The 23,676-nt window shown below is 57.0% G+C and carries 24 protein-coding genes; 13 read left to right on the top strand and 11 right to left on the bottom strand.

The genetic code is table 11. The features are described from left to right. Positions 1–64: 64 nt before the first annotated feature. The 3 genes from VSX58_RS07060 to VSX58_RS07050 all read right to left on the bottom strand — a co-directional run bounded on the left by VSX58_RS07060 (position 65) and on the right by VSX58_RS07050 (position 2,892). Positions 65–1,330 (bottom strand): mechanosensitive ion channel family protein, encoded by a 1,266-nt coding sequence (locus tag VSX58_RS07060; RefSeq protein WP_327617468.1) that lies wholly within the window; start codon positions 1,328–1,330, stop codon positions 65–67. A gap of 208 nt (positions 1,331–1,538) precedes the next feature. Beyond that, positions 1,539–2,141 carry a peroxiredoxin C gene (locus tag VSX58_RS07055; protein ID WP_327612690.1) on the bottom strand — a complete coding sequence of 201 codons (603 nt, stop codon included), beginning with the start codon at positions 2,139–2,141 and terminating at the stop codon, positions 1,539–1,541. A gap of 169 nt (positions 2,142–2,310) precedes the next feature. Next, entirely contained in the window at positions 2,311–2,892 is a 582-nt protein-coding gene (locus VSX58_RS07050; protein ID WP_327617544.1) for an acyl carrier protein phosphodiesterase, read from the bottom strand. A 177-nt stretch (positions 2,893–3,069) separates the two neighbouring features. On the opposite strand from VSX58_RS07050, the gene queA reads away from it, so the two are divergent. From queA to secF, 5 genes are all read left to right on the top strand, one after another. Further along, positions 3,070–4,140, top strand: a complete 1,071-nt coding sequence (gene queA / locus VSX58_RS07045; RefSeq protein ID WP_327617467.1) for a tRNA preQ1(34) S-adenosylmethionine ribosyltransferase-isomerase QueA — start codon at positions 3,070–3,072, stop codon at positions 4,138–4,140. A gap of 94 nt (positions 4,141–4,234) precedes the next feature. Continuing rightward, a complete protein-coding gene (gene tgt / locus VSX58_RS07040; RefSeq protein ID WP_327617466.1) occupies positions 4,235–5,380 on the top strand; it encodes a tRNA guanosine(34) transglycosylase Tgt in 1,146 nt (381 codons plus the stop codon). A gap of 81 nt (positions 5,381–5,461) precedes the next feature. Then, a complete protein-coding gene (gene yajC, locus VSX58_RS07035) occupies positions 5,462–5,794 on the top strand; it encodes a preprotein translocase subunit YajC (protein ID WP_327612693.1) in 333 nt (110 codons plus the stop codon). Positions 5,795–5,821: 27 nt separating this feature from the next. After that, a complete protein-coding gene (gene secD, locus VSX58_RS07030; RefSeq protein ID WP_327617464.1) occupies positions 5,822–7,669 on the top strand; it encodes a protein translocase subunit SecD in 1,848 nt (615 codons plus the stop codon). A gap of 10 nt (positions 7,670–7,679) precedes the next feature. Further along, positions 7,680–8,648 (top strand): protein translocase subunit SecF, encoded by a 969-nt coding sequence (secF, locus tag VSX58_RS07025; RefSeq protein ID WP_327612695.1) that lies wholly within the window; start codon positions 7,680–7,682, stop codon positions 8,646–8,648. A gap of 184 nt (positions 8,649–8,832) precedes the next feature. On the opposite strand, the gene VSX58_RS07020 is transcribed toward secF, so the two are convergent. After that, complete coding sequence (locus VSX58_RS07020; protein ID WP_327617463.1) at positions 8,833–9,405, bottom strand: SadB/YajI family lipoprotein; 573 nt, start codon at positions 9,403–9,405, stop codon at positions 8,833–8,835. Positions 9,406–9,661: 256 nt separating this feature from the next. Between VSX58_RS07020 and nrdR the strand changes: the two genes are divergently transcribed. From nrdR to pgpA, 6 genes are all read left to right on the top strand, one after another. Then, positions 9,662–10,111: a transcriptional regulator NrdR gene (gene nrdR / locus VSX58_RS07015; protein WP_327612697.1), complete on the top strand. Its 450-nt coding sequence runs from the start codon at positions 9,662–9,664 to the stop codon at positions 10,109–10,111. Positions 10,112–10,156: 45 nt separating this feature from the next. Then, positions 10,157–11,293 carry a bifunctional diaminohydroxyphosphoribosylaminopyrimidine deaminase/5-amino-6-(5-phosphoribosylamino)uracil reductase RibD gene (ribD, locus tag VSX58_RS07010; protein ID WP_327617462.1) on the top strand — a complete coding sequence of 379 codons (1,137 nt, stop codon included), beginning with the start codon at positions 10,157–10,159 and terminating at the stop codon, positions 11,291–11,293. Positions 11,294–11,354: 61 nt separating this feature from the next. Beyond that, positions 11,355–11,837 (top strand): 6,7-dimethyl-8-ribityllumazine synthase, encoded by a 483-nt coding sequence (ribH, locus tag VSX58_RS07005; protein WP_327617461.1) that lies wholly within the window; start codon positions 11,355–11,357, stop codon positions 11,835–11,837. An 18-nt stretch (positions 11,838–11,855) separates the two neighbouring features. Then, entirely contained in the window at positions 11,856–12,275 is a 420-nt protein-coding gene (gene nusB / locus VSX58_RS07000) for a transcription antitermination factor NusB (protein ID WP_327612700.1), read from the top strand. 60 nt (positions 12,276–12,335) lie between these two features. After that, the gene (thiL, locus tag VSX58_RS06995; RefSeq protein ID WP_327617459.1) at positions 12,336–13,316 is read left to right on the top strand and encodes a thiamine-phosphate kinase; all 981 of its coding nucleotides are present in this window, start codon (positions 12,336–12,338) and stop codon (positions 13,314–13,316) included. Continuing rightward, on the top strand, positions 13,291–13,812 hold the full coding sequence (gene pgpA, locus VSX58_RS06990; protein WP_327617457.1) for a phosphatidylglycerophosphatase A: 522 nt from the start codon (positions 13,291–13,293) through the stop codon (positions 13,810–13,812). The genes thiL and pgpA overlap by 26 nt, the downstream gene beginning before the upstream one ends. Before the next feature lie 85 nt (positions 13,813–13,897). Here the strand turns inward: pgpA and dxs are convergent, their stop codons facing one another. The 3 genes from dxs to xseB are packed head-to-tail and all read right to left on the bottom strand — an operon-like array spanning position 13,898 to position 16,937. After that, positions 13,898–15,760, bottom strand: coding sequence for a 1-deoxy-D-xylulose-5-phosphate synthase (dxs, locus tag VSX58_RS06985; protein ID WP_327617456.1), 1,863 nt, complete (start codon positions 15,758–15,760; stop codon positions 13,898–13,900). Positions 15,761–15,780: 20 nt separating this feature from the next. Then, a complete protein-coding gene (ispA, locus tag VSX58_RS06980; protein WP_327617454.1) occupies positions 15,781–16,692 on the bottom strand; it encodes a (2E,6E)-farnesyl diphosphate synthase in 912 nt (303 codons plus the stop codon). Beyond that, positions 16,689–16,937, bottom strand: a complete 249-nt coding sequence (gene xseB, locus VSX58_RS06975) for an exodeoxyribonuclease VII small subunit (RefSeq protein ID WP_327612705.1) — start codon at positions 16,935–16,937, stop codon at positions 16,689–16,691. The genes ispA and xseB overlap by 4 nt, the downstream gene beginning before the upstream one ends. A 312-nt stretch (positions 16,938–17,249) precedes the next feature. Between xseB and thiI the strand changes: the two genes are divergently transcribed. Next, positions 17,250–18,698, top strand: a complete 1,449-nt coding sequence (gene thiI / locus VSX58_RS06970; protein ID WP_327617453.1) for a tRNA uracil 4-sulfurtransferase ThiI — start codon at positions 17,250–17,252, stop codon at positions 18,696–18,698. A 217-nt stretch (positions 18,699–18,915) separates the two neighbouring features. Here thiI and yajL read toward each other — a convergent pair whose 3' ends face one another. Then, positions 18,916–19,506: a protein deglycase YajL gene (yajL, locus tag VSX58_RS06965; RefSeq protein ID WP_327617452.1), complete on the bottom strand. Its 591-nt coding sequence runs from the start codon at positions 19,504–19,506 to the stop codon at positions 18,916–18,918. Next, positions 19,469–20,386, bottom strand: a complete 918-nt coding sequence (gene panE / locus VSX58_RS06960) for a 2-dehydropantoate 2-reductase (protein WP_327617451.1) — start codon at positions 20,384–20,386, stop codon at positions 19,469–19,471. Before panE ends, yajL begins: the two co-directional genes overlap by 38 nt. Before the next feature lie 355 nt (positions 20,387–20,741). Here panE and VSX58_RS06955 point away from each other — a divergent pair, with 355 nt between their 5' ends. Continuing rightward, on the top strand, positions 20,742–21,233 hold the full coding sequence (locus tag VSX58_RS06955; protein ID WP_327617449.1) for a YajQ family cyclic di-GMP-binding protein: 492 nt from the start codon (positions 20,742–20,744) through the stop codon (positions 21,231–21,233). Between the two features lie 26 nt (positions 21,234–21,259). Here VSX58_RS06955 and VSX58_RS06950 read toward each other — a convergent pair whose 3' ends face one another. Then, on the bottom strand, positions 21,260–22,624 hold the full coding sequence (locus VSX58_RS06950) for an MFS transporter (RefSeq protein ID WP_327617448.1): 1,365 nt from the start codon (positions 22,622–22,624) through the stop codon (positions 21,260–21,262). 160 nt (positions 22,625–22,784) lie between these two features. Continuing rightward, on the bottom strand, positions 22,785–23,672 hold the full coding sequence (cyoE, locus tag VSX58_RS06945; protein WP_327612714.1) for a heme o synthase: 888 nt from the start codon (positions 23,670–23,672) through the stop codon (positions 22,785–22,787). Positions 23,673–23,676 lie beyond the last annotated feature (4 nt).

Genomic DNA, 23,676 nt, shown 5'->3' with positions numbered 1-23,676 from the left:
TTAGTTTGAGATAAATGCGGGGATGCGACCGAAGGCATCCCCGTGGGGTTTTCCCGGCGGCGCTTTAATCAGTGGAAGCCGCGTGTTTTGCCCACGCCTGCATATCATGCCCCGTCGGCGTTTGATGAACGCGCAAATGGAATTCAGGCAGAACGGCGAAGATATGATCAAAAATATCCGCCTGTATGCTTTCATACTCCGCCCAGGCGGTGGTATTGGTAAAGGCGTAAATTTCCAGCGGCAGCCCCTCCGGCGTCGGCGCCAACTGGCGCACCATCAGCGTCATGCCTTTATGGATACCGGCGTGCGCAAGCAGATAGGCGTGCAGATAAGCGCGGAATGTGCCCAGATTGGTTAACCGGCGTCCATTCAACGGCGAAGCGAGGTCGAGGTCCGATTGGGCGTTGTATTGCTTCAGCTCATTGGTTTTATTCTCTATATAGGGTGACAGCAGCCTGCTGCGCAGCAGCCGCCGCAGCTCTTCCTCGGTCATGAAATGTACGCTGGTGGTATCAATATTGACGCTGCGTTTGATGCGGCGTCCGCCGGATTCCGACATGGCGCGCCAGTTTTTAAACGAATCCGATATCAGAGCGTAGGTGGGGATGGTGGTGATGGTATTATCCCAGTTTTTGACCTTCACCGTTGTCAGCCCGATGTCGATTACCGCGCCGTCGGCGCCATATTTCGGCATTTCCAGCCAGTCCCCCAGCAGCAGCATATCGTTGGCGGAGAGCTGGATACCCGCCACCAGCCCCATGATCGGATCCTTGAAAACCAACATCAGCACGGCGGTCATGGCTCCCAGGCCGCTGATTAGGATCAGGGGGGATTTCCCGATCAACAGCGAGATCACCATGATGCCGATAACAATGGTGGCAATCAGCTTCAGACTCTGAAAAATCCCCCGCAGCGGGAGCTGTGCCGCCACTTTGGCGCGCGCGGAAACGGTCAACAGGATATCCAGCAGCGAGAACAGCGCAAGCAGTGCGAAAATCATAATCCACACCTGTGAGCAGATCGCCAGCGCTTCGCGGGTTTCGCTTTGCGGAGGCAGCCATACGATAACCTGGATATTGAGAATAATGCCCTGCAACAGAAAGGCCAGGCGATTAAAAAGAGGGTGTCGCGTTAACGCTTGCTTCAGGCCAGGCGCGTTGTCCGCGGTATGCAGAGAGCGTAATACGACCCTTTTTAAAACGACCTGATGAAAGAGCAGATGGATCACGGCCGAAATCAACAATATCAGCCCTAAAACAATGAGCAGGGCAATAATGCCGGCGTGTTGTATTCCCTCGTTTTCCAGCCACAGCGCCAAATCTTGTTGCATGCGTTCTCCCGCGTTTCAGTCAATCGGATCGGTGTTAAGGCTAAAGAATTGCCGCGCGCAGTCAACCTTTTGCGGTTTAATCTTGCGATGGCGGCGAAACGGATTGAATAGATAAGAAAGGAAGAGAAGAAGTCAGGCCGCCATGGCGGCGGCCGAATCGCCGCTAAAAGCCGACCGGTCTTAACCAGCCGGCCTTTAGCGCGGGGAATTACAGCTTATCCGCGTTTTCAGACAGGTATTTTGCTACGCCGTCCGGGGAGGCGCCCATACCGGATTTGCCTTTTTCCCACTGAGCGGGGCACACTTCGCCGTGCTCTTCATGGAATTGCAGGGCGTCGACCATACGCAGCATTTCATCGATGTTGCGGCCCAGCGGCAGATCGTTGACGACCTGATGGCGCACCACGCCCTCTTTGTCGATCAGGAATGAGCCACGCAACGCAACGCCCGCGTCCGGATGTTCGATGCCGTAGGCTTTCTGGATTTCACGCTTAACGTCGGCAACCATGGCGTATTTCACTTCGCCGATGCCGCCTTTATCGACCGGCGTTTTACGCCATGCGTTATGCACGAACTCGGAGTCGAAGGAAACGCCGACCACCTCAACGCCGCGCTGCTGGAATTCAGCGTAGCGATGATCGAAGGCGATCAGTTCCGACGGGCAAACAAAGGTAAAATCCATCGGCCAGAAGAAGATCACGGCCGCTTTACCGTTGATATGTTTTTTCAGGTTGAAATTTTCAACGATTTCGCCGCTGCCGAGCACGGCCGCGGCGGTGAAGTCAGGGGCTTGACGCGTTACCAGGACCATAATTACTCCTGTAATTTTTTCGTTAGTGATGGATGGATGGAAAAGCACTAGTGATTATAGGGGCTTTGCCGGCGCGAATACAGGTAAAGAGACCAATCGCTAAGATAGCTTTTAGCTATCGAACTAATAGGCGGTTTATATCATAATTTTATACTTATCGCTCATACGGTTAAATTTTCCGCGTTTGCGCCAGCTTCATCATTCTTGGATAAAACTGCCAGAAAAGCGTTTCAAATTGAGGATAGTTTTGTTCAATATCGCCGAATGATCCGGAAAGCGCCGCCAGTTTGGGACGGCGAACCGACATTCTGTGCAGCACATCGGCAATGAACGGCAGTTCCGCATAGCGTTCCAGCCAGCGCTCCGGCCAGAGGTAGCGGTTCAGATGCTGAAAGCGATCGGGCGTGTGCGCCAGGTGCGGCGTGATTTGCGACTGCGCCAGACCGACGAACGAAGCGAGCGGGGTCTGCGGCTCCAACTGGAGCCAGTGGCGGGCCAGAAAGTGATCCCACAATACATCCAGCGTAATGGGCGCGACGCGCCGGTAATCGGCGCTGAAATATCGCCGGGCCTGCTTCACTTCCGGCAGGCCGTCGGTCAGCGTATCGACCCGGCGGTGCAGGCGGATGCCGGCCACGACATCGTCGGAATAGCTGTCCTGGGGGTCGCCGCGGACGAAATCCGCCATCAGATTGCCGAGCAGCGAACTGTCGGCCAGCGCGGCCAAATGGAGATGAGCGAGAAAATTCATCGGGCAAGTATAATGCATTCCGCCCGCCGAGTGCTTATTTCTTGCAGCTATGCGCTTGCGGCTCTAGACTAGGCCGCCCTTTTTCAACGTACATACTCTAAATAATTCGAGTCGCAGGAAAGCCAAGGCGCATGCCACTTGAAGTATGACGAGTATAAAACAGCTAAGTGAATTGTCATGCGTGTTGCCGATTTTTCGTTTGAACTTCCTGAATCATTAATTGCCCATTATCCGCAGGCTCAGCGTAGCGGCTGCCGTTTGCTGTCGCTGGACGGGCCGACGGGAGATCTGACGCACGGCGTATTTACCGATTTACTGAACAAGCTGGAGGCCGGCGACCTGCTGGTGTTTAACAATACGCGCGTGATCCCGGCCCGGCTGTTTGGGCGGAAAGCCAGCGGCGGCAAGCTGGAGGTGCTGATCGAACGCGTGCTGGATGAACATCGGGCGCTGGCCCATGTGCGGGCGTCAAAAGCGCCGAAGCCCGGCGCTGAACTGCTGCTGGGCGATGACGACAGCGTCAGGGCGACGATGACCGCTCGCCATGACGCGCTGTTTGAGCTGCGCTTCGACGATCCGCGCGATGTGCTGTCGATTCTGAATGATATCGGCCATATTCCGCTGCCGCCTTATATTGATCGGCCGGATGAAGAGTCCGACCGCGAGCTCTATCAGACGGTCTACAGCCAGCGTCCCGGCGCGGTGGCGGCGCCCACCGCCGGTTTGCACTTTGATGAACCCATGCTGGCCGCCCTGCGCGAAAAGGGGGTGGAAATGGCGTTCGTCACGTTGCATGTCGGGGCGGGGACATTCCAGCCGGTGCGGGTCGATGCCATTGAAGAGCATGTGATGCACGCCGAATACGCCGAAGTGCCGCAGGACGTTGTGGACGCGGTATTGGCCTGCAAAGCGCGCGGCAACAGAGTGGTGGCGGTCGGCACCACCTCCGTGCGTTCGCTGGAAAGCGCCGCGCAAGCCAGCCGGAACGCGCCGATCGCGCCTTTTTTCGGCGACACTCGGATCTTTATTTATCCGGGTTATCATTACCGGATTATCGATGCTCTGGTGACCAATTTCCATCTGCCTGAATCCACGCTTATTATGCTGGTGTCGGCTTTTGCCGGTTACCGGCACACCATGTCGGCCTACCGCCAGGCGGTCGCCGCGCAGTACCGTTTTTTCAGCTATGGGGACGCCATGTTTATTACGCGCAACCCGCATGCCGAACAGGAGCGGATCGGCTCCTGAGTTTATACACATGCCGCAGACCAGGCTCTGTCAGGCGTTTTATCCGGCATTATCAATATCAACATCAGACTGTTTTTCTGATGCTGGAGGCTAAGTGAAGTACGAATTACAAAAAACCGATGGCCGCGCCCGGCGCGGCAGATTGATTTTTGCCCGCGGCGTGGTGGAGACTCCGGCGTTTATGCCGGTGGGAACCTACGGCACGGTGAAGGGGATGACGCCGGAAGAGGTCAAGGATACCGGCGCGCAGATCCTGCTGGGAAATACGTTTCACCTGTGGCTGCGTCCGGGCCAAGAGATTATGAAACTGCATGGCGATTTACATGATTTCATGCAGTGGCACGGCCCGATCCTGACGGACTCCGGCGGTTTTCAGGTCTTTAGCCTGGGGGATATCCGTAAGATCACCGAAGAAGGCGTGCATTTCCGCAATCCCATCAACGGCGACGCGATCTTCCTTAGCCCGGAAAAATCGATGGAGATTCAGCACGACCTGGGCTCCGACGTGGTGATGATCTTTGACGAATGTACGCCATACCCGGCCGACTGGGACTATGCCAAGCGCTCGATGGAGATGTCTCTGCGCTGGGCGCAGCGTTGCCGTCAGCGTTTTGACGAATTGGATAACCAGAACGCCTTGTTCGGTATTATTCAGGGCAGCGTTTACGAAGATTTACGCGACGTATCGGTAAAAGGACTGGTAGACATTGGCTTTGATGGGTACGCTGTGGGCGGTTTGGCGGTGGGCGAGCCCAAAGAAGATATGCACCGTATTCTGGAGCATGTTTGCCCGCAGATCCCGGCGGATAAGCCGCGTTATCTGATGGGGGTCGGCAAGCCCGAAGATTTGGTGGAAGGCGTACGGCGCGGCGTTGATATGTTCGACTGCGTCATGCCGACGCGCAACGCGCGTAACGGTCATTTATTCGTCACCGACGGCGTGGTTAAAATCCGTAATGCGCAGCATAAGGATGATGTCAGGCCGCTTGACGAACATTGCGATTGCTATACGTGCCGCAATTACAGCCGCGCGTACTTGCATCATCTTGACCGCTGCAATGAAATACTCGGCGCGCGGCTCAATACCATACATAATTTGCGCTATTATCAGCGCTTGATGGCGGGTTTACGTCAGGCCATCGAAGAGGGTAAATTAGATCGCTTTGTGGCGGATTTTTACCAGCGGATAGGCAAACCGGTTCCGCCGCTTGCTGAAAAAGGCGTTGCGAATAGCGACTGACGGCCAGTATTGATGTGATTTTCATTATTCACTTTTGTCATACCTATAACTTATCTTTTTGATAACAAAGAGGAAATATAAATGAGTCTTTTTATCTCCGATGCTGTAGCAGCGGCTGGCGCTCCGGCTCAGGGAAGCCCGTACTCTCTGGTTATTATGTTGGCCGTATTTGGTCTGATTTTTTACTTTATGATTCTGCGCCCACAGCAAAAACGCGCCAAGGAACACAAAAAGCTAATGGATTCCATCAGCAAGGGCGATGAAGTGTTAACGACCGGCGGCCTGGTCGGGCGCGTGACGAAAGTGTCTGAAACCGGCTATATCGCCATTGCCCTGAACGAGACCAATGAAGTTGTCATCAAACGTGATTTCGTGGCTGCCGTGCTGCCGAAGGGCACAATCAAAGCCCTGTAATTTCCGATTTTCCCGAAGGGAACTGCCGTGTTAAACCGTTATCCTTTGTGGAAGTACCTGATGCTGATCGTGGCCTTGGTCATCGGTCTGCTCTATGCGCTTCCCAACCTGTATGGTGAGGATCCGGCGGTGCAAATCACTGGCGCGCGGGGAACCGCCGCCAGCGAGGCGACGCTGATCCAAGTCCAAAATGTATTGAAAGAGCAAAACATCACCAGTAAGTCGATTGCATTGGAAAACGGTGCGATTCTGGCTCGCTTCTCCAACCCGGACATACAGCTCCGCGCCCGCGAGGCGCTGTTGAATGAGCTGGGCGACAAGTTCGTCGTGGCGCTTAACCTCGCGCCCGCGACCCCGACATGGCTGCGTCTTTTAGGCGCCGAGCCGATGAAGCTGGGGCTTGATTTGCGCGGCGGCGTTCACTTCCTGATGGAAGTGGATATGGATACCGCGCTGGGTAAGCTGCAAGAGCAATCGATGGACGCTTTGCGCAGCGATTTGCGTGAGAAAAACATTCCATACGCCGCGGTGCGCAAAGCCGATAACTACGGCGTTGAAGTCCGTTTCCGCGATGCGCAGACGCGTGACGAAGGCGTGAGCTACCTGACTCCGCGCCATCGCGATCTGGTGATCGGTGCCAGCGGCGGCAACCTGCTGCGCGCGGTAATGAGCGATGAGCGCCTGCGCGAAGCGCGCGAATATGCGGTGCAGCAGAACATCAATATCCTGCGTAACCGCGTTAACCAGCTTGGCGTCGCCGAACCGCTGGTTCAGCGCCAGGGCGCCGACCGGATCGTGGTTGAGCTGCCGGGCATTCAGGATACCGCCCGGGCGAAAGAAATTCTGGGGGCGACCGCCACGCTGGAATTCCGCTTGGTCAACAGCGACGCCGATGCGACGGCCGCCGCCAATGGGCGCGTGCCGGGCGACTCCGAAGTGAAAAATATGCGCGACGGCGCGCCGGTGGTGCTGTTTAAACGCGTGATTCTGACCGGCGATCACATCACCGACTCTACGTCGAGCAATGATGAATACAACCGTCCTCAGGTGAATATTTCGCTGGATAGCGCCGGCGGCAACACCATGTCTAACTTCACCAAAGACAGCATCGGCAAGCTGATGGCGACGCTGTTCGTTGAATATAAAGACAGCGGTAAGAAAGACGCCAACGGCCGCGCGATACTGGAGAAACAGGAAGAAGTGATCAACGTGGCGACGATTCAGTCGCGCCTGGGCAACAGCTTCCGCATCACCGGTATCGATAACCCGAACGAAGCCCGCCAGCTCTCCCTGCTGCTGCGCGCCGGCGCGCTGATTGCGCCGATCCAGATTGTGGAAGAGCGCACCATCGGGCCGACATTGGGGATGCAGAACATCACCCAGGGGCTGGAAGCCTGCCTGTGGGGCCTGATCGCCTCAATCGTCTTCATGGTGGTCTACTACCGTAAGTTCGGCGTCATCGCGACGACGGCGCTGGTGGCTAACCTGGTGCTGATTGTGGGGATTATGTCGCTGCTGCCGGGCGCCACCCTGACCATGCCGGGTATCGCCGGCATCGTGTTGACGCTGGCGGTGGCCGTTGATGCCAACGTATTGATTAACGAGCGCATCAAGGAAGAGCTTAAAAACGGACGTAGCGTTCAGCAGGCGATTCATGAAGGGTATAAGGGCGCGTTTTCCAGTATTGTGGACGCCAACCTGACCACCCTGATTACCGCCGTGATCCTTTACGCTGTCGGTACGGGTTCGATCAAAGGCTTCGCCATCACCACGGCTATCGGGGTAGCAACGTCGATGTTCACGGCGATCGTCGGTACTCGTGCCATCGTTAACCTGCTTTACGGCGGCAAACGCATTAACAAGCTGTCTATCTGAGGAGTGCGTTGTGGCACAGGATTATACTGTTGAACAACTGAACTATGGACGCCGGGTCTATGACTTTATGCGTTGGGATAACGTCGCGTTTTTGATTTCGGGAACGCTGCTGATTCTTTCGCTGATCGTTATGGGCGTACGGGGTTTTAATTGGGGATTGGATTTCACCGGCGGTACGGTGATTGAAATCAATCTCGAAAAGCCGGCCGATCTGGATCTGATCCGCGACTCATTACAGCAGGCCGGTTTCCACGATCCGCTGCTGCAGAATTTCGGCAGCAGCCGTGACGTGATGGTGCGCATGCCGCCGAGCGTCGGCACTTCCGGTCAGGAGTTGGGCAATCGCGTCGTCGGCGTGATTAACCAGAGTACCGAACAGCATGCGACGGTAAAACGCATTGAGTTTGTCGGCCCCAGCGTCGGGAGCGATTTGGCTCAGGCGGGGGGGATGGCTCTGCTCAGCGCGTTAATCTGTATCCTGATCTATGTCGGCTTCCGTTTTGAGTGGCGGCTGGCGTTAGGGGCGGTGCTGGCGTTGGCGCATGACGTGGTTATCACCATGGGGGTGCTCTCGCTCTTCCAGATAGAGATCGACCTGACGATCGTCGCCTCGCTCATGTCGGTCATCGGTTACTCGTTGAACGACAGCATCGTGGTTTCCGACCGTATTCGTGAGAATTTCCGCAAAATCCGCCGCGGGACGCCCTATGAGATTATGAACGTTTCTCTGACGCAGACGCTGAGCCGAACCATCATGACTTCGGCGACCACGCTGGTTGTGGTGCTGATGCTGTATATTTTCGGCGGCGCGATGCTGGAAGGGTTTTCGCTGGCGATGCTGATCGGCGTGTCGATTGGTACGGTATCGTCTATCTACGTCGCTTCCGCCCTGGCTCTGAAATTGGGGATGAAGCGCGAGCATATGCTGGTGCAGAAGGTCGAAAAAGAGGGCGCCGATCAACCCTCGCTGCTGCCGTAAGCCGCGCTTTACGCCGGCGGCGGCCCGCAGGGCGCGCCATACCCAGCCTTTTCGGCAACATAAAATCCCCGCGCAGTCGGGGATTTTTTTATGGCGGGCTTCCTGCCCGTCCCCCTTCGGACCGTCGCAAGCGACGTTAAAATCGCTCCCGGCGATTTTTTACGGCGGCCTGCCAATACGCGGTTTAAGGCGCGTCGACGCTGGCGACGGGCGGCGGCGTCTGCTCTTCGCCGACGATGCTATGCAGCCGAACGAAACCCAACTGCTCCGGGGAGAGCCCGCTGAGTCGAAGCTCAATCACGGCTTCGGTTTTTGGCAGCAGCGGGGGGAGGAATCTGAAAGCCTGCGTCTGCATATCGCCGGCTAAGGGTTTTCCGCTGACGGGATCGATAAGGCCCCAATCGATGCGCGCGCTGAACGCGGGCAGCCGCGCCGCATCAAGGGTGCGGATATGCAGCAGCGCGCGCGTGCCGTTAGCCTCGGCTTCTGTATTAGCGAGCGATACGCTGAGTCGGCCGATGGCGCTCTGTAATATCGCGCGATTTTCAGCCGCGGGCAATAAATAGACTCCGGCGTTTGACTGCGCGTTCAGCGCATTTTGCCGTTCCAGCGCCGCGGCCTGATCGGTCAGCGTTTGCAACCGCTGATTCAGCTGGCTTACCTGATTTTGCAACTGCGGCATCTGGCGCTGTTGCGCGCAGCCGGCCAGGACCAATAAAGCCGGTAAAATAACGAACATACGGTATCGGGTCGTCATTTCTCTTTTCCCCTGCGTGAAATTCTTCGCTTGGATTTCTGACAGTGTAGTCGCTATTGCGGGCAAGGCATATCCCTCGAATGGCAGGGGATGGCTCTCCCGCATCCCGCCGTTCGTCATACCCGTGGCGGCCCGGTTTTTTCATTCAATTTCCGGGGCATGCGAATCAGTTCGCAACAATAATCAGGAGTTTTGGTTAGTCTGTTAATTCAGGGTAAACTGTCTTTATGTTAAGGATTACTGGTCAGGACGCATTATGCATTGCCCATTTTGTTCGGCTGTGGATACCAAAGTTATCGATTCCCGTCTGGTTGGTGAAGGTTCTCAGGTGCGCCGGCGTCGGCAGTGCCTGGTTTGTAATGAACGTTTCACCACATTCGAAGTGGCGGAGTTAGTGTTGCCCCGGGTGATAAAAAGTAACGACGTACGCGAACCCTTCAATGAAGATAAATTACGCAGCGGCATGCTTAAGGCCTTAGAAAAGAGGCCGGTCAGCTCCGATGATGTCGAAATGGCGATTAACCATATTAAATCCCAGCTGCGCGCCACCGGCGAGCGCGAGGTCACGGCCAAAATGGTGGGCAATCTGGTGATGGACGCGCTGAAGAAATTGGATAAGGTGGCCTATATCCGTTTCGCATCGGTGTATCGCAGCTTTGAGGATATCCGGGAATTCGGCGAAGAGATTGCGCGTTTGCAAGATTGAGGCCGAAGCGGTGAGAATGTCGCCGGTAGAGAAGGGGCGCAGGAAATGACAAGTCCACAGGACGAATTAACGCTTCCGCAGGATGAGCGGTATATGGCGCGGGCGTTTGAGCTGGCGCGCCGCGGGCGTTTTACTACCGCGCCCAATCCCAATGTCGGCTGCGTGATAGTGAAAGAGGGCGCGATCGTCGGCGAAGGATACCACTTCCGCGCCGGCGAACCGCATGCGGAGGTGCATGCGTTGCGTATGGCCGGAGAGCGGGCGCGCGGCGCCACCGCCTATGTCACGCTGGAGCCTTGCAGTCATTACGGCAGAACGCCCCCCTGCGCCGACGCGCTGGTTGCGGCGGGCATTGCCCGCGTTGTCGCCGCCATGCAGGATCCTAATCCGCAGGTGGCGGGGCGCGGACTGCATCGTCTGCAACAGGCCGGCGTTATCGTCAGCCACGGTTTGATGCTGCCTGAGGCGGAGCAGGTCAATCTGGGCTTTCTGAAGCGTATGCGTACCGGTTTTCCCTATGTGCGGCTTAAAATGGCCGCCTCGTTGGATGGCCGCACGGCTATGGCTTCCGGCGAGAGCCAGTGGATCACCTCACCGCAGGCGCGGCAGGATGTGCAGCGCTTTCGCGCCGAGAGCGCCGCGATACTCAGCAGCAGCGCGACGGTACTGGCCGACGACCCCTCGTTAACCGTACGCTGGCGGGAGCTGGATGAGGATACGCGGCGAGTTTATCCCGCCGAGCATCTGCGGCAGCCGGTGCGCGTCGTGGTCGATAGCCGGCTGCGGGTGACGCCGCGACACCGCATCATTTCGCAGCCGGGGCAAGTCTGGCTGGCGCGGGAGCGGGCGGATGCGCAGGCGTGGCCTGAAAATGTCGAGCAGCTGGCGCTGCCGCGGCACAATGGCGGCATTGACCTGGTGGCGCTGATGATGACGCTGGGCAAGCGGCAGATCAATTCAGTATGGGTAGAGGCCGGGGCGAACCTGGCGGGCGCCTTGTTGCAAGCGGGCGTGGTGGACGAGCTTATCGTCTATCTGGCGCCGAAGCTGTTGGGGGACGATGCGCGCGGGCTTTGCGTCCTGCCGGGGGTAAGCCGACTATCCCAGGCGCCGGAGTTTGCGATGATCGATGTCCGCCAGATAGGGCCGGATTTGCGGCTGCGGTTAAAACCGAATACGTAACCGGAAGAATATGATAGAATCCGCCCCCCTGCGGGGTATAAAGACCAGATAAAGGAAAGCTATGAACGTTATTGAAGGTGTTGTTGCTACTCCTGATGCCCGCGTGGCGATTGCCATCGCTCGCTTTAACCATTTTATTAACGACAGCCTGTTGGAAGGCGCGATCGATGCGCTAAAACGCGTTGGTCAGGTTAAAGATGAGAATATCACCGTTGTTTGGGTTCCTGGCGCCTATGAGCTGCCGTTGGCGGTGCGCGCGCTGACCAAGAACACGCAAAACGGCGGTTATGACGCAGTGGTCGCGTTGGGGACGGTTATCCGCGGTGGAACCGCCCATTTTGAGTTTGTTGCCGGCGAGTGCAGTTCCGGTCTGTCTCAGGTCGCTGTGAGCAGTGATATCCCCGTAGCCTTTGGGGTCTTGACCACGGAAAGCATTGAGCAGGCCATCGAACGCGCCGGCACCAAAGCGGGTAACAAAGGCGCGGAAGCCGCCTTGACCGCGCTGGAAATGATTAATGTATTGAAAGCTATTAAGCAAGCCTGATTAAGTAAGGGGAATTCCGTGAAACCTGCTGCTCGTCGCCGCGCCCGTGAATGTGCGGTTCAAGCGCTTTATTCCTGGCAGTTGTCTAATAATGATATTGCCGATATTGAACTACAATTCCTGAGCGAGCAGGATGTCAAAGATGTCGACATCACCTATTTCCGAGAGCTGCTGGCAGGCGTCGCCGCTCAGGCGGAAAAACTGGATCAACTGGTGGCGCCTTTTCTGTCCCGTCAGCTTGATGAGCTGGGTCAGGTAGAAAGAGCTATCCTGCGTTTGGCGATGTTTGAATTGAGCAAACGCGACGATGTTCCTTACAAAGTCGCCATCAATGAAGCTATCGAACTGGCGAAGGTGTTTGGCGCCGAGGACAGCCATAAGTTTGTGAATGGCGTGCTTGATAAGGCCGCGCCCACGGTTCGCAAAGGTAAGAAATAAATGGGTCAGGGCCGGATATCCGGCCCTGGTCTTTTTAATAAAACGCTGGCTGGAAAGGTTATGGTTGCAGGTGAGTTTGACCTTATTGCCCGCTATTTCAATCGGGCCGGAAGTTCTCGCCGGGATGTTGCGTTGGGCATCGGCGACGATTGCGCGTTACTGTCGGTCGCCGGGAAACAGCTACTGGCGGTGAGCACCGATACGTTGGTATCCGGAGTGCATTTTTTACCGGATATCGATCCCGCCGATCTGGGCTACAAGTCGCTGGCGGTCAATTTAAGCGATTTGGCGGCGATGGGGGCCGATCCCGCCTGGTTGTCCCTGGCGATTACCCTGCCTGAAAGCAACGCCGACTGGCTGGCGAAATATAGCGACGGCCTGTTTGCGCTGCTTGACTATTACGGCATGCAGCTGATCGGCGGCGATACCACGCGCGGTCCGCTGAGCCTGACGCTGACGATTTATGGCCTGGTTCCCGCCGGCAGGGCGTTAACCCGCCGAGGCGCCCGCATCGGCGACTGGGTTTACGTTACCGGATCGCTGGGCGACAGCGCCGCCGGGCTGGCGATTCTGCAAAATCAATTCTCGCCTGAGGACGGCGATGCCCGTCGGGCGCTGATTCAGCGCCATCTGCGTCCGCAGCCCAGAATATTGCAAGGTCAGGCGCTGCGCGATTTGGCCAGTTCGGCCATCGATATTTCCGACGGTCTGATTTCCGATCTGCGGCATATTCTGCAAAGCAGCGAGTGCGGAGCCAGGATCAATCTGGACGCAATCCCTTATTCCCATTGGCTGCGCGATCGCGCCGATGCCGAGCGGGCTTTGCGCTGGGCGCTATCCGGCGGCGAAGATTATGAACTGTGCTTCACCGTGCCGGAAATTAACCGCGGCGCGCTGGATATCGCATTGGGGCATCTGGGGGCTGACTATACCTGTATCGGCCAGATCGCGCCGGCGTCCGAAGGGCTGCGTTTCTTCCAGGGCGAGAAAGAGATTGAACTGAACTGGAAGGGATATGACCATTTTAGCCAGCCAAACTAAAGGGCCGCAGACGGCGAAAAGCCGGTTGCGCTTGAGCAATCCGTGGCACCTGTTGGCAACGGGGTTCGGCAGCGGTCTGGCGCCCTGGATGCCGGGGACCTTCGGGTCGCTGGCGGCGATCCCATTGTGGTATGTGATGTCGTTTCTTCCCACCGAGCTCTATTCGCTGGTGGTGATGTTTAGCATCTGCATCGGCGTCTATCTGTGTCATCGCACGGCGAAGGATATGGGCGTTCACGACCACGGCAGCATCGTCTGGGACGAGTTCGTCGGTATGTGGATTACCCTGATGGCGATACCGGTCAATGACTGGCAGTGGGTCGCGGCGGGCTTCGCGGTGTTTCGCTGCCTGGATATCTGGAAGCCCTGGCCGATTCGCTGGTTTGATCGCAATGTGCACGGCGGTATGGGGATTATGATCGACGATATCGTTGCCGGCGTGATCGGCGCCGGGATGATTTACTGGGTTGGACACCACTGGCCGGCCTTTTCGTGAGGCGCTGCAGACGGCGCTAAAAAACGCCTCGGGCGCTTTTCCCGCCCCGGCATAGGTTACGCAGGGCGGGCGACGGCGTAGCCCTCTATGCCAGCCACTGCCTGATGCTGCGCTCAATGCCCGCCGCATCCAGCCCCATATCGGCGCGTATCTCTTCTTGCCCGCCCTGGGGAACGAATCTGTCCGGCAGGCCGAGATTCAAGACGGAAACGGCAACGCGTTTCGCCATCAGCAGTTCGTTGACGCCGCTGCCGGCCCCGCCCATGATCGCATTTTCTTCCAGCGTCACCAGCGTGCTGTGGCTGCTTGCCATTTCCAGAATCAGCGTTTCGTCCAGCGGCTTGACGAAGCGCATATCCACCAGGGTGGCGTTCATCTTGTCCGCGACTTTCCACGCCTCCGGCAAGAGCGTGCCGAAGTTAAGGATCGCGATCTCTTCTCCCTGACGGCGAATCACGCCTTTACCCAGCGCGATTTCACTCAGCGGCGTTAAATCCGCTCCGCAGCCGCTGCCTCGCGGATAGCGCACCGCCGCCGGCCCCTTCTGGTAGTGATAGCCGGTATGCAGCATCTGACGACACTCGTTTTCGTCGCTCGGCGTCATAATGACCATGTTGGGAATACAGCGCAGGAACGACAAATCGAACGCGCCCTGATGCGTCTGCCCGTCGGCGCCGACGATTCCGCCGCGATCGATGGCGAAGAGGACGGGCAGATTTTGGATGGCGACGTCGTGGATCACCTGGTCGTAGGCGCGCTGCAAGAAGGTGGAGTAGATCGCCACAACCGGGCGGTAACCGCCCACGGCCAAACCGGCGGCGAAGGTGACCGCATGCTGCTCCGCGATGGCGACATCGAAATATTGCTGCGGATATTCGCGCGAAAACTGCACCATGCCGGAACCTTCGCGCATGGCGGGCGTGATGGCCATTAACCTGCGGTCTTTGGCCGCCGTTTCCTGCAGCCACTGGCCGAAAATCTTGGAGTAGGTCGGCAGATTGTCTTTGCTTTTCGGCAGGGTGCCGCTGGCGGGATCGAATTTGGGCACCGCATGCCAGCTGATGGGATCCTGCTCGGCCGGCGCATAGCCTTTCCCTTTTTTGGTCATGATATGCAGCAACTGCGGACCTTTCAGACTGCGCATATTTTTCAGCGTTTGCGCCAGCGCCTGGACATCGTGACCGTCCACCGGGCCGATATAGTTGAAACCCAGCTCTTCAAATAGGGTGCCGGGAACCACCATGCCTTTGATGTGCTCTTCCGTCCGTTTGACCAACTCCTTGATCGGCGGCAGCCCGGATAACACCTTCTTGCCCCCTTCGCGCAGGCTGGCGTAGAGTTTTCCCGACAGCAGTTGCGCCAGATGGTTATTTAGCGCGCCGACATTCTCTGAAATCGACATTTCGTTATCGTTGAGCACCACCAGCAGATCGGCGTTGATGTCGCCGGCGTGGTTCATGGCTTCAAAGGCCATTCCGGCGGTAATGGCGCCGTCGCCAATCACACAAACGGTACGGCGGCCTTTTCCTTCACGCTCCGCGGCGACGGCCATGCCCAGCCCGGCGCTGATCGAGGTCGATGAGTGGCCGACGCTTAATACGTCGTATTCGCTCTCTTCCCGCCACGGGAAGGGGTGTAGCCCATCTTTTTGGCGAATAGTCGCAATGCGGTCGCGGCGGCCCGTCAGAATTTTGTGCGGGTAGGCCTGATGCCCGACATCCCAGATCAGGCGATCGAAAGGCGTGTTGTAGACGTAGTGCAGCGCAACCGTGAGTTCGACGGTCCCTAATCCCGAGGCGAAATGACCGCTTGAGCGGCTGACGCTGTCCAGCAGATATTGGCGAAGTTCATCACACAGCTTCGGCAGGCTTTCTTTCGGTAGCAGACGCAGTTCATCGGGTGTTTCCACTAACGATAATGTAGGGTATTTCGCTGTATCAAAACTCATTAGAGACTCGTTCAGATATTTTATTTATTGCGCTCGACGATGAAGCTCGCCAGCGTTTGTAATGGCTCAATATTCAATGGCGCCGGGCTGGATTGGGCCAGGTCGTCCAGCGATGCCAGCGACTCCCGGTAAAGCTCCCTGGCTTTTTCCCGCGCCCCTTCCAGTCCCAGCAAGCCGGGATAGGTGCTTTTCCCCAGCTGTTGATCGGCACCCTGGCGTTTACCGGTGGTGGCGCTATCTCCGACCACATCCAAAATATCGTCCTGTACCTGAAAGGCCAGGCCGATAGCGTTGGCGTAGCGATCGAGATAGGGCAGCGCGGCCCGCCCCGGTTCGCCCGCCGCCAGCGCTCCCAGCCTTACCGCCGCGCGGATCAGCGCGCCGGTTTTATGGCGGTGAATTTGCTCCAGCGCCGCCAAATCGACCTGATGGCCTTCCGCCGCCAGATCCAACGCCTGGCCGCCGCACATGCCGGCCACGCCGCTGGCCTGCGCCAGCTCGGACAGCATCGCCAGACGATTCTGCAGCGTTACCTGCGGCATCGGCGCATCGGCCAAAATCGAGAATGCCAGGGTTTGCAGGGCATCTCCTGCCAACACGGCGCTGGCTTCGCCAAACTTGATATGACAGGTCGGCTGGCCGCGGCGCAGATCGTCATCGTCCATCGCCGGGAGATCGTCGTGGATTAATGAATAGGCGTGAATGCATTCCACCGCCGCGGCGGGCGCATCCAGACTCTCCAGCGGCATGCCGAACAGCTCTCCCGTAGTATAAACCAGAAACGGGCGCAGCCGCTTGCCGCCTAACAGTGAGCCATAACCCATGGCGTTGACCAGGGGACTACTCTGAAAGGGCAGCGCGGAGATAAAACGGCTTAGGACGCGATTCGTCCGCTGGCAGTGGGCGTTCAATTGCGCAGAAAAATCCGTCATAGTGATTCACTGTCCGGCGTAAAAGGCGATAGCGCCGCGTCCGGTTCATCACTCAGCAGAATCTGGACCCGCTGCTCCGCCTGCTGCAGCGTTTGCTGCCCCTGGCGCGCAAGCTGTATTCCATGCTCAAATTCATTCAGTGCCTCTTCCAACGGCAGTTCGCCAGACTCAAGGCGGGTCACGATTTTTTCCAATTCGTTCAGAGAGTTTTCAAAACTCACCGGCTGCTCGGTTTTCTTGGGCATAGTGTTTTTTTCAGAATCCTGGTTTATACGCTGTTGCGTTGCGGCTGCATAGCGCTATTTTACATATGAGCGCCACCCCATGCCGATGAATTATACGGCTAAAACCTAGGGTAATCTCAATACTCGTCATACTCCAGGCCGCATGCGCGTCGGCCGTAACGCCGATTACTTTGAATATAGATAGTGATATACTCCGCGCCCTGGATGCTATTGGTAACATCAACCCTGCCCGGTTGAGTTTACCGATAACGTGATTTTAGTGCTCAGGGTAAATTTATTTACACCTTATCTGATCAAGTAACGACAGCCACCATGAAGTTTATCATTAAATTGTTCCCGGAAATCACCATCAAGAGCCAATCTGTGCGGTTGCGCTTTATCAAGATTCTGACCGGGAATATCCGCAACGTCTTAAAATCTTATGATGAAACGCTGGCGGTTGTCCGTCACTGGGATCACATCGAAGTTCGCGCGCAGGATGAAAGCCGCCACCAGGCCATACGCGATGCGCTGACGCGAATTCCCGGCATTCACCACATTCTCGATGTCGAAGAGCGCGCTTATACCGACGTTCACGATATTTTTGAGCAAACGCTGGCGCTGTACCGCGATCGGGTGGCGGGAAAAACGTTCTGCGTGCGCGTAAAACGCCGGGGTAAGCATGAGTTCAGTTCGCAGGACGTCGAACGCTATGTCGGCGGCGGCCTGAATCAGAACATTGAAAGTGCCCGGGTAAATCTGACTTCTCCGCAGGTCACCGTTCATCTGGAAATCGACCAAGATCGGCTGTTGCTGATTAATGACCGCTACGAAGGGATCGGCGGTTTCCCTATCGGCACGCAGGAGGATGTTCTGTCGCTGATCTCCGGCGGCTTCGATTCCGGCGTCTCCAGCTACATGCTGATGCGCCGCGGTTGCCGGGTGCATTACTGTTTCTTCAACCTGGGCGGCGCGGCGCATGAAATCGGCGTCAAACAGGTCGCGCACTATCTGTGGAGCCGATTCGGCAGTTCGCACCGGGTGCGTTTTATCGCTATCGATTTTGAACCGGTGGTCGGCGAGATCCTGGAAAAGATCGACGACGGTCAGATGGGCGTGGTGCTCAAGCGTATGATGGTGCGGGCGGCTTCCCAAATGGCCGAACGCTATGGCGTACAGGCGTTGGTGACCGGCGAAGCGTTGGGGCAGGTTTCCAGCCAGACGCTGACCAACCTGCGCCTGATCGATAACGCGTCCGACACCTTGATTCTGCGTCCGCTGATTTCCCACGACAAAGAGCACATCATCAAACAGGCGCGCGAGCTGGGAACCGAAGACTTCGCCAAAACCATGCCGGAATATTGCGGGGTGATCTCCAAGAGTCCGACGGTAAAAGCGGTCAAATCCAAAATCGAGGATGAAGAGAGCCGGTTCGATTTCTCGATTCTGGAGCGCGTGGTTAGCGAGGCGCGCAATATCGATATCCGCGAGATCGCGCAGCAAACCAGCCAGGAAGTGGTTGAAGTGGAAACCGTGGCGGCGTTTGCGCCAACGGATGTCCTACTGGATATCCGCGCGCCGGACGAGCAGGAGGATAAACCGCTGGCGTTGGATCATGCCGAGATTATCTCGCTGCCGTTCTACAAACTGAGCACGCAGTTTGGCTCCCTGGACCAGAGCAAAAACTATCTGCTCTATTGCGAACGCGGGGTGATGAGCCGCCTACAGGCGCTTTACCTGCGCGAGCAAGGGTTCAGCAATGTGAAGGTGTATCGCCCCTAAGGAGTAAGGGCGCCGGATAGCGCCCTTGAGTTTGCTGACAAAGTCCGGTGAGCGGCGATAATGGATGGATCGTAAAGACGCTGCAAGTACGTCCCTGTAAGCTCGAGCCGCGCCGTCCCTGGCGCGGACGCTTTACTCTTCCATTCCATTATCACCGTTCGATAAAGGACGATAGGTTTGTCAACAGTCTGAAGGGCGCCGGATAGCGCCCTTGCGGTTAATCCTGATAGTTGTAGATGCCCGGCGGCAGAATCAGCTGCGCCGCCACTTCCGCCGCTTTTTCTTTGCCCAGCAGCAGCTCGATGAGCTTCAGCGCGAAGTCCATGCTGGTGCCCGGCCCCTGCGTGGTCAGCAGGTTAACGCGCGCATCGTAAACCACCCGTTTTTCCATCCACTTATCCGCCGCGATTTTATCTTTCAACGCCGGATAGCCCGTCATGTTGCCGACGGGAAATAACCGATGGTGCTCCAGCACCAGCGAGGGGGTAGCGCACATCGCCGCGACGATTTTCCCTTCCTGATGCGTCTGGCGAATACACTCCACCAGCAGCGGGCTGGCGCGAAAACATTCGGCGCCCTGCAGCCCGCCGGGTAAAATAAGCGCGTCGAAATGCCGATCGGCGACCGCGACCAGCGGCGCGTCGGCCAGGATTCTGACGCCGCGGGAGCAGGTTATTTCAAGGGCGCCGTCGTCGGCCACGCTGGCTATCGTGACCTGAATACCCGCTCTGACCAGCAGGTCTATGGTGGTGACGGCTTCGGTTTCCTCGCTACCAGGAGCCAGACACACCAGTGCTGATGCGCTCATATTCATTCTCCTTACGTTTGATGGTTTCAAACAGACGGCTATTTTCCGGCAGCGTCAGGCCGTGGATACGCGCCCGGCGCAGCAGATAACCGGTGATATAGTCAATTTCGGTATGCCGCTGCGCCATAATGTCCTGCAGCATGGAGGAGGTATTGGCGGCGGTGTTCTGGATGATTTGGTTAATGTAGATCAGCAGGCTCTCCGTTGAGGTATGGAAGCCTTCCCGCTCCATCACCTCGACGATTTCCCGGCACAGCGACGCCAGCTGCTGCGGATAATTGCGCAGATCTCCGTTTTGGCACTGATAGAGGACCGTTAGCGGGTTGATGACGCAGTTGGCCGCCAGCTTTAACCAGCAGGTCACGGTAATGCTGTTATGCCAGGCGACATCGGGGAGGGCATGATGCAGAATCTCGGCCAAATAGCTTTGCGCATCGGCGCTATTCACCGCATTAACCGAACCGATATGGGTGGTGCCGGCAGCGACATGAACGACGGCGGTGGCATCCCGGCGGGCGGCGTGGGTCGTGACGCCCAACAGCACCGGCTGGCTGAGCGGCGGCAGCTCCTCATACGTTCCCATCCCGTTGTGCAATAATAAAATGGTGGAATGAGGGTTCAACTGCGGCAGCAGCGAGATGATGGCGTCGGAAACCTGCCAGGCCTTCAGCGTAACCAATAACAGCTCACTGCGCGCCAGATGATCGGGGTCGTTCGCGGTCAAATTCAGATTGCAGTGCTGGCCATTTAGCTGAACCACGTTCACCGGGCAAAACGGTTGCGGGATACGCAGCCACCCTTGAACGTCATGGCCCTGCTGATGCAGGGCCGCCAGCCATAGCTGCCCGATGGCACCGCAACCAAGAACGGTTATTTTCATGTCATTCTCCCTTGTTTGACTCGGGAACAAGCGTTCTTAATATAAGGCTACTATCCGTTTATACCCGTCATACTTCAAGTTGCATGTGCGTTGGCTTTGTCGCTCGCGCCATCCGTGGGGCTTGCTCCTTCGGCGTCGCCGCAGGCGGCGTTAAGAACGATAATGTTTTGTCCTGCAACGCGAATTATTCAGGGCCTATGCTTTTCTGCTTTCTGGCCGCAGGCGTGGCGGTTTCCTGTATGCCGGGCGTCGTGAATACGCGAACTCAACGCGGCTTTGCGCCATGAAATCTGTTGGGGATAGAGAAAAGGAGCGGTTATTATGCTTGCCGGTCAAAATTGTCAGGAGATTGATTATGCCATCTTTCGATATTGTTTCGGAAATTGATATGCAGGAAGTCCGTAATGCGGTGGATAACGCCACGCGCGAGCTGAGCACGCGCTGGGATTTCCGCAACGTGCCGGCCAGCTTTGAGCTGAATGAAAAGGCGCAAAGCATCAAAGCCGCCAGCGAGTCGGATTTTCAGGTTCAGCAACTGGTTGATATTTTGCGGGAAAAACTCATGAAGCGCGGTATTGAAGGCGGCGCGCTGGAGGTTCCTGAAGAGATGGATCACAGCGGCAAAACCTATAGCGTCGACGCCAAATTGAAGCAGGGCATAGAAAGCGCGCTGGCGAAAAAAATCGTTAAGCTGATTAAAGACAGCAAGCTGAAAGTGCAGGCGCAAATTCAGGGCGAGCAGGTGCGGGTCACCGGCAAGTCGCGCGACGACCTGCAAAGCGTGATGGCGCTGGTGCGCGGCGCCGATTTGGGACAGCCTTTCCAGTTTAACAATTTTCGCGATTAAGACGCTCTGCGGCCGGCCTGATCGTTTTATTCTTGGCTGATTAACTGTTCCAGCTGCCGTCTGCTGGTTTTTTTATTGTCGATCTTAACGTAAGCGCTGCGCTCGTCCGGCACGATAACGACTTCCGCCACGCCGGGCTGCGTGCGCATTCGCTGTTCGAGATCGCGGTTGGTTAACGCCAAGTCGGAGAGCGTAATACGCAGGCTGCTGAGGTAGGGCGGCTCCTGCATCGTAAAGCCGACAAGCAGCCAGAGCGCGGCAATGGCCGCGCCGGCCGCGAACACCGCCGCTGCGCCATCGTATTCGAATAGGCTGCCGCCCAGGCTGCCGCCGATGGCCACGCCAAGAAACTGCGTCGTGGAGTAAACGCCCATAGCGGTTCCTTTATACCCGGCGGGCGCTTCCTTGCTAATTAGCGACGGCAATAGCGCCTCCATCACGTTAAAGGCGAGAAAGAACAGTTGAATGCCGAGAATTACGCGCCAGAGTTGGCTGTCGGCCGACCACAGCACCACTTCCGCCGCGATAAGGATCAGGATGCAGCCGATAAACACCCGTATCATGCGGCGCTTTAACTCGGCGTAGATAATGAACGGAACCACGCCGGCGAACGAAACCAGCATGGTGACCAGATAGATTTTCCAGTGATTTTGCGGCGTCAGTCCCGCCTGTTCCATGACCCTCGGCAGCGCCACGAAGCTCGACATCAACAGAATATGTAAACTCATGATGCCGAAGTTCAGCTTCAGCAGACGGCTATTGGCCAATACTTTGCTAACGCCGCCGCGCACCAGGGCGGACTCCCGGTTCAGAACATGGGACGGCGCCGCCGGGATGACCGCCAGGGTAATTGCAACGCCCATCAGCGACAGGAGCGCAATGCCCCAGAACAGAGCCTGTAAGCCGAAAGCATGGGTAACGAGCGGGCCGACCACCATGGCGATGGCGAAGGTGACGCCGAAACTGACGCCGATAAACGCCATCGCTTTGGTGCGGTTTTGTTCGCGGGTCAGATCGGAAAGCAGGGCCATCACCGCGGCGGAGATCGCGCCGGACCCTTGTAGCGCCCGGCCGAGTATGATTCCCCAGATTGAGTCGCTGAGCGCGGCGATGACGCTGCCCAGGGTAAAGATCAGCAGGCCGCCGACGATCAAAGGCTTGCGACCGAGACGATCCGACATCAGGCCGAAGGGAATCTGAAAAATCGCCTGCATCAGACCATAAATGCCGATGGCGACGCCGATAAGCGACTCGCTGGCTCCCTGCAGCGCCATGCCGTAGGTGGTCAGCACCGGAAGCACCATAAACATGCCGAGCATGCGCAGCGAAAATACCGTACCTAAGCCCCAGGTCGCGCGCAGTTCGCCCGGGGTCATTTTGTTGTCGTTCATTGATACCTCTGGAAATCGGTCGGCGTCATTTTAGTGCGTTATTCGTCATTGCGTAAACGGCAGCTTTGTTACGTGATTTGGCGCACACAGGAAGGGCGGGCGGGGGAAAAAGAAAAACAGGCGGATAACGCCGCCTGTTTTTTGCATTGCTGTACTGACGTTAACGCAAATAGGTCAACAACGCTTCCTGCGCCGGCGCGATGGAGTCGACGGACATCATCACGCTCAGCGAGGTAATGGCGACGATGGAGAAAATAAACAATTTCTTGGCCCATACCCGATCGTCGTTGGCGTTCTTGTAGCCTGACAACGCCATGCCCAGCCACCAGACGCTGACCGCGGCGGCCACCGCCAGGTATTTGTAGCCCGCATAGCCGCCCAGGGAGAGCATCAGGGTGGCGATCATAAACGCCAGGATATAGAGCGTAATATGGTTTTTCGCCACGGAAATACCTTTAACCACCGGCAATACCGGAATATTGGCGGCCTGGTAATCCTTAAAGCGGAAGATAGCGATGGCGTAGGAGTGCGGCATCTGCCACAGGCTGAAAATCAGCAGCAGAATCAGCGCGCCCGCATCGAACTGGTTGCTGACCGCGCAATAACCGATCACCGGCGGCGCGGCGCCGGACAGACTGCCAATCAGCGTGCCGTAGACCGAATGGCGCTTCATATACAGGCTGTAAACGCCGACATAGACCACGAAGCCCATCACCGCCAGCCACATGGCCAGCGGATTCGCCGCGATATACAGCAGCGCAAAACCGGCGATGCCCAACAGCGAAGCGTAAACCAGCGTGACTTTCAGCGATATCAGCCCCTTCACCAGAACCCGGTTTTTGGTTCTTTCCATTTTTTTATCGATATCGCGGTCGATAACGTTATTAAACACACAGCCCGACGCGACGACCAGCGATACCCCGAACAGCGTGGAAAGAAACAGGGGATAATCAATCCTGCCTTGCGCGGCAAGGAGAAATCCGCCGATAACAGAGATCAGATTACCGAAAATAATTCCTGGTTTAGTGACTTGCAGGTATTTAATCATCGTT

The organism is Brenneria populi (assembly GCF_036016195.1).
Classification (GTDB): Bacteria; Pseudomonadota; Gammaproteobacteria; order Enterobacterales; family Enterobacteriaceae; genus Brenneria; species Brenneria populi.
The sequence above is the reverse complement of the archived record's forward strand: the minus strand, read 5'-3'. Positions and strand labels throughout refer to the sequence as shown.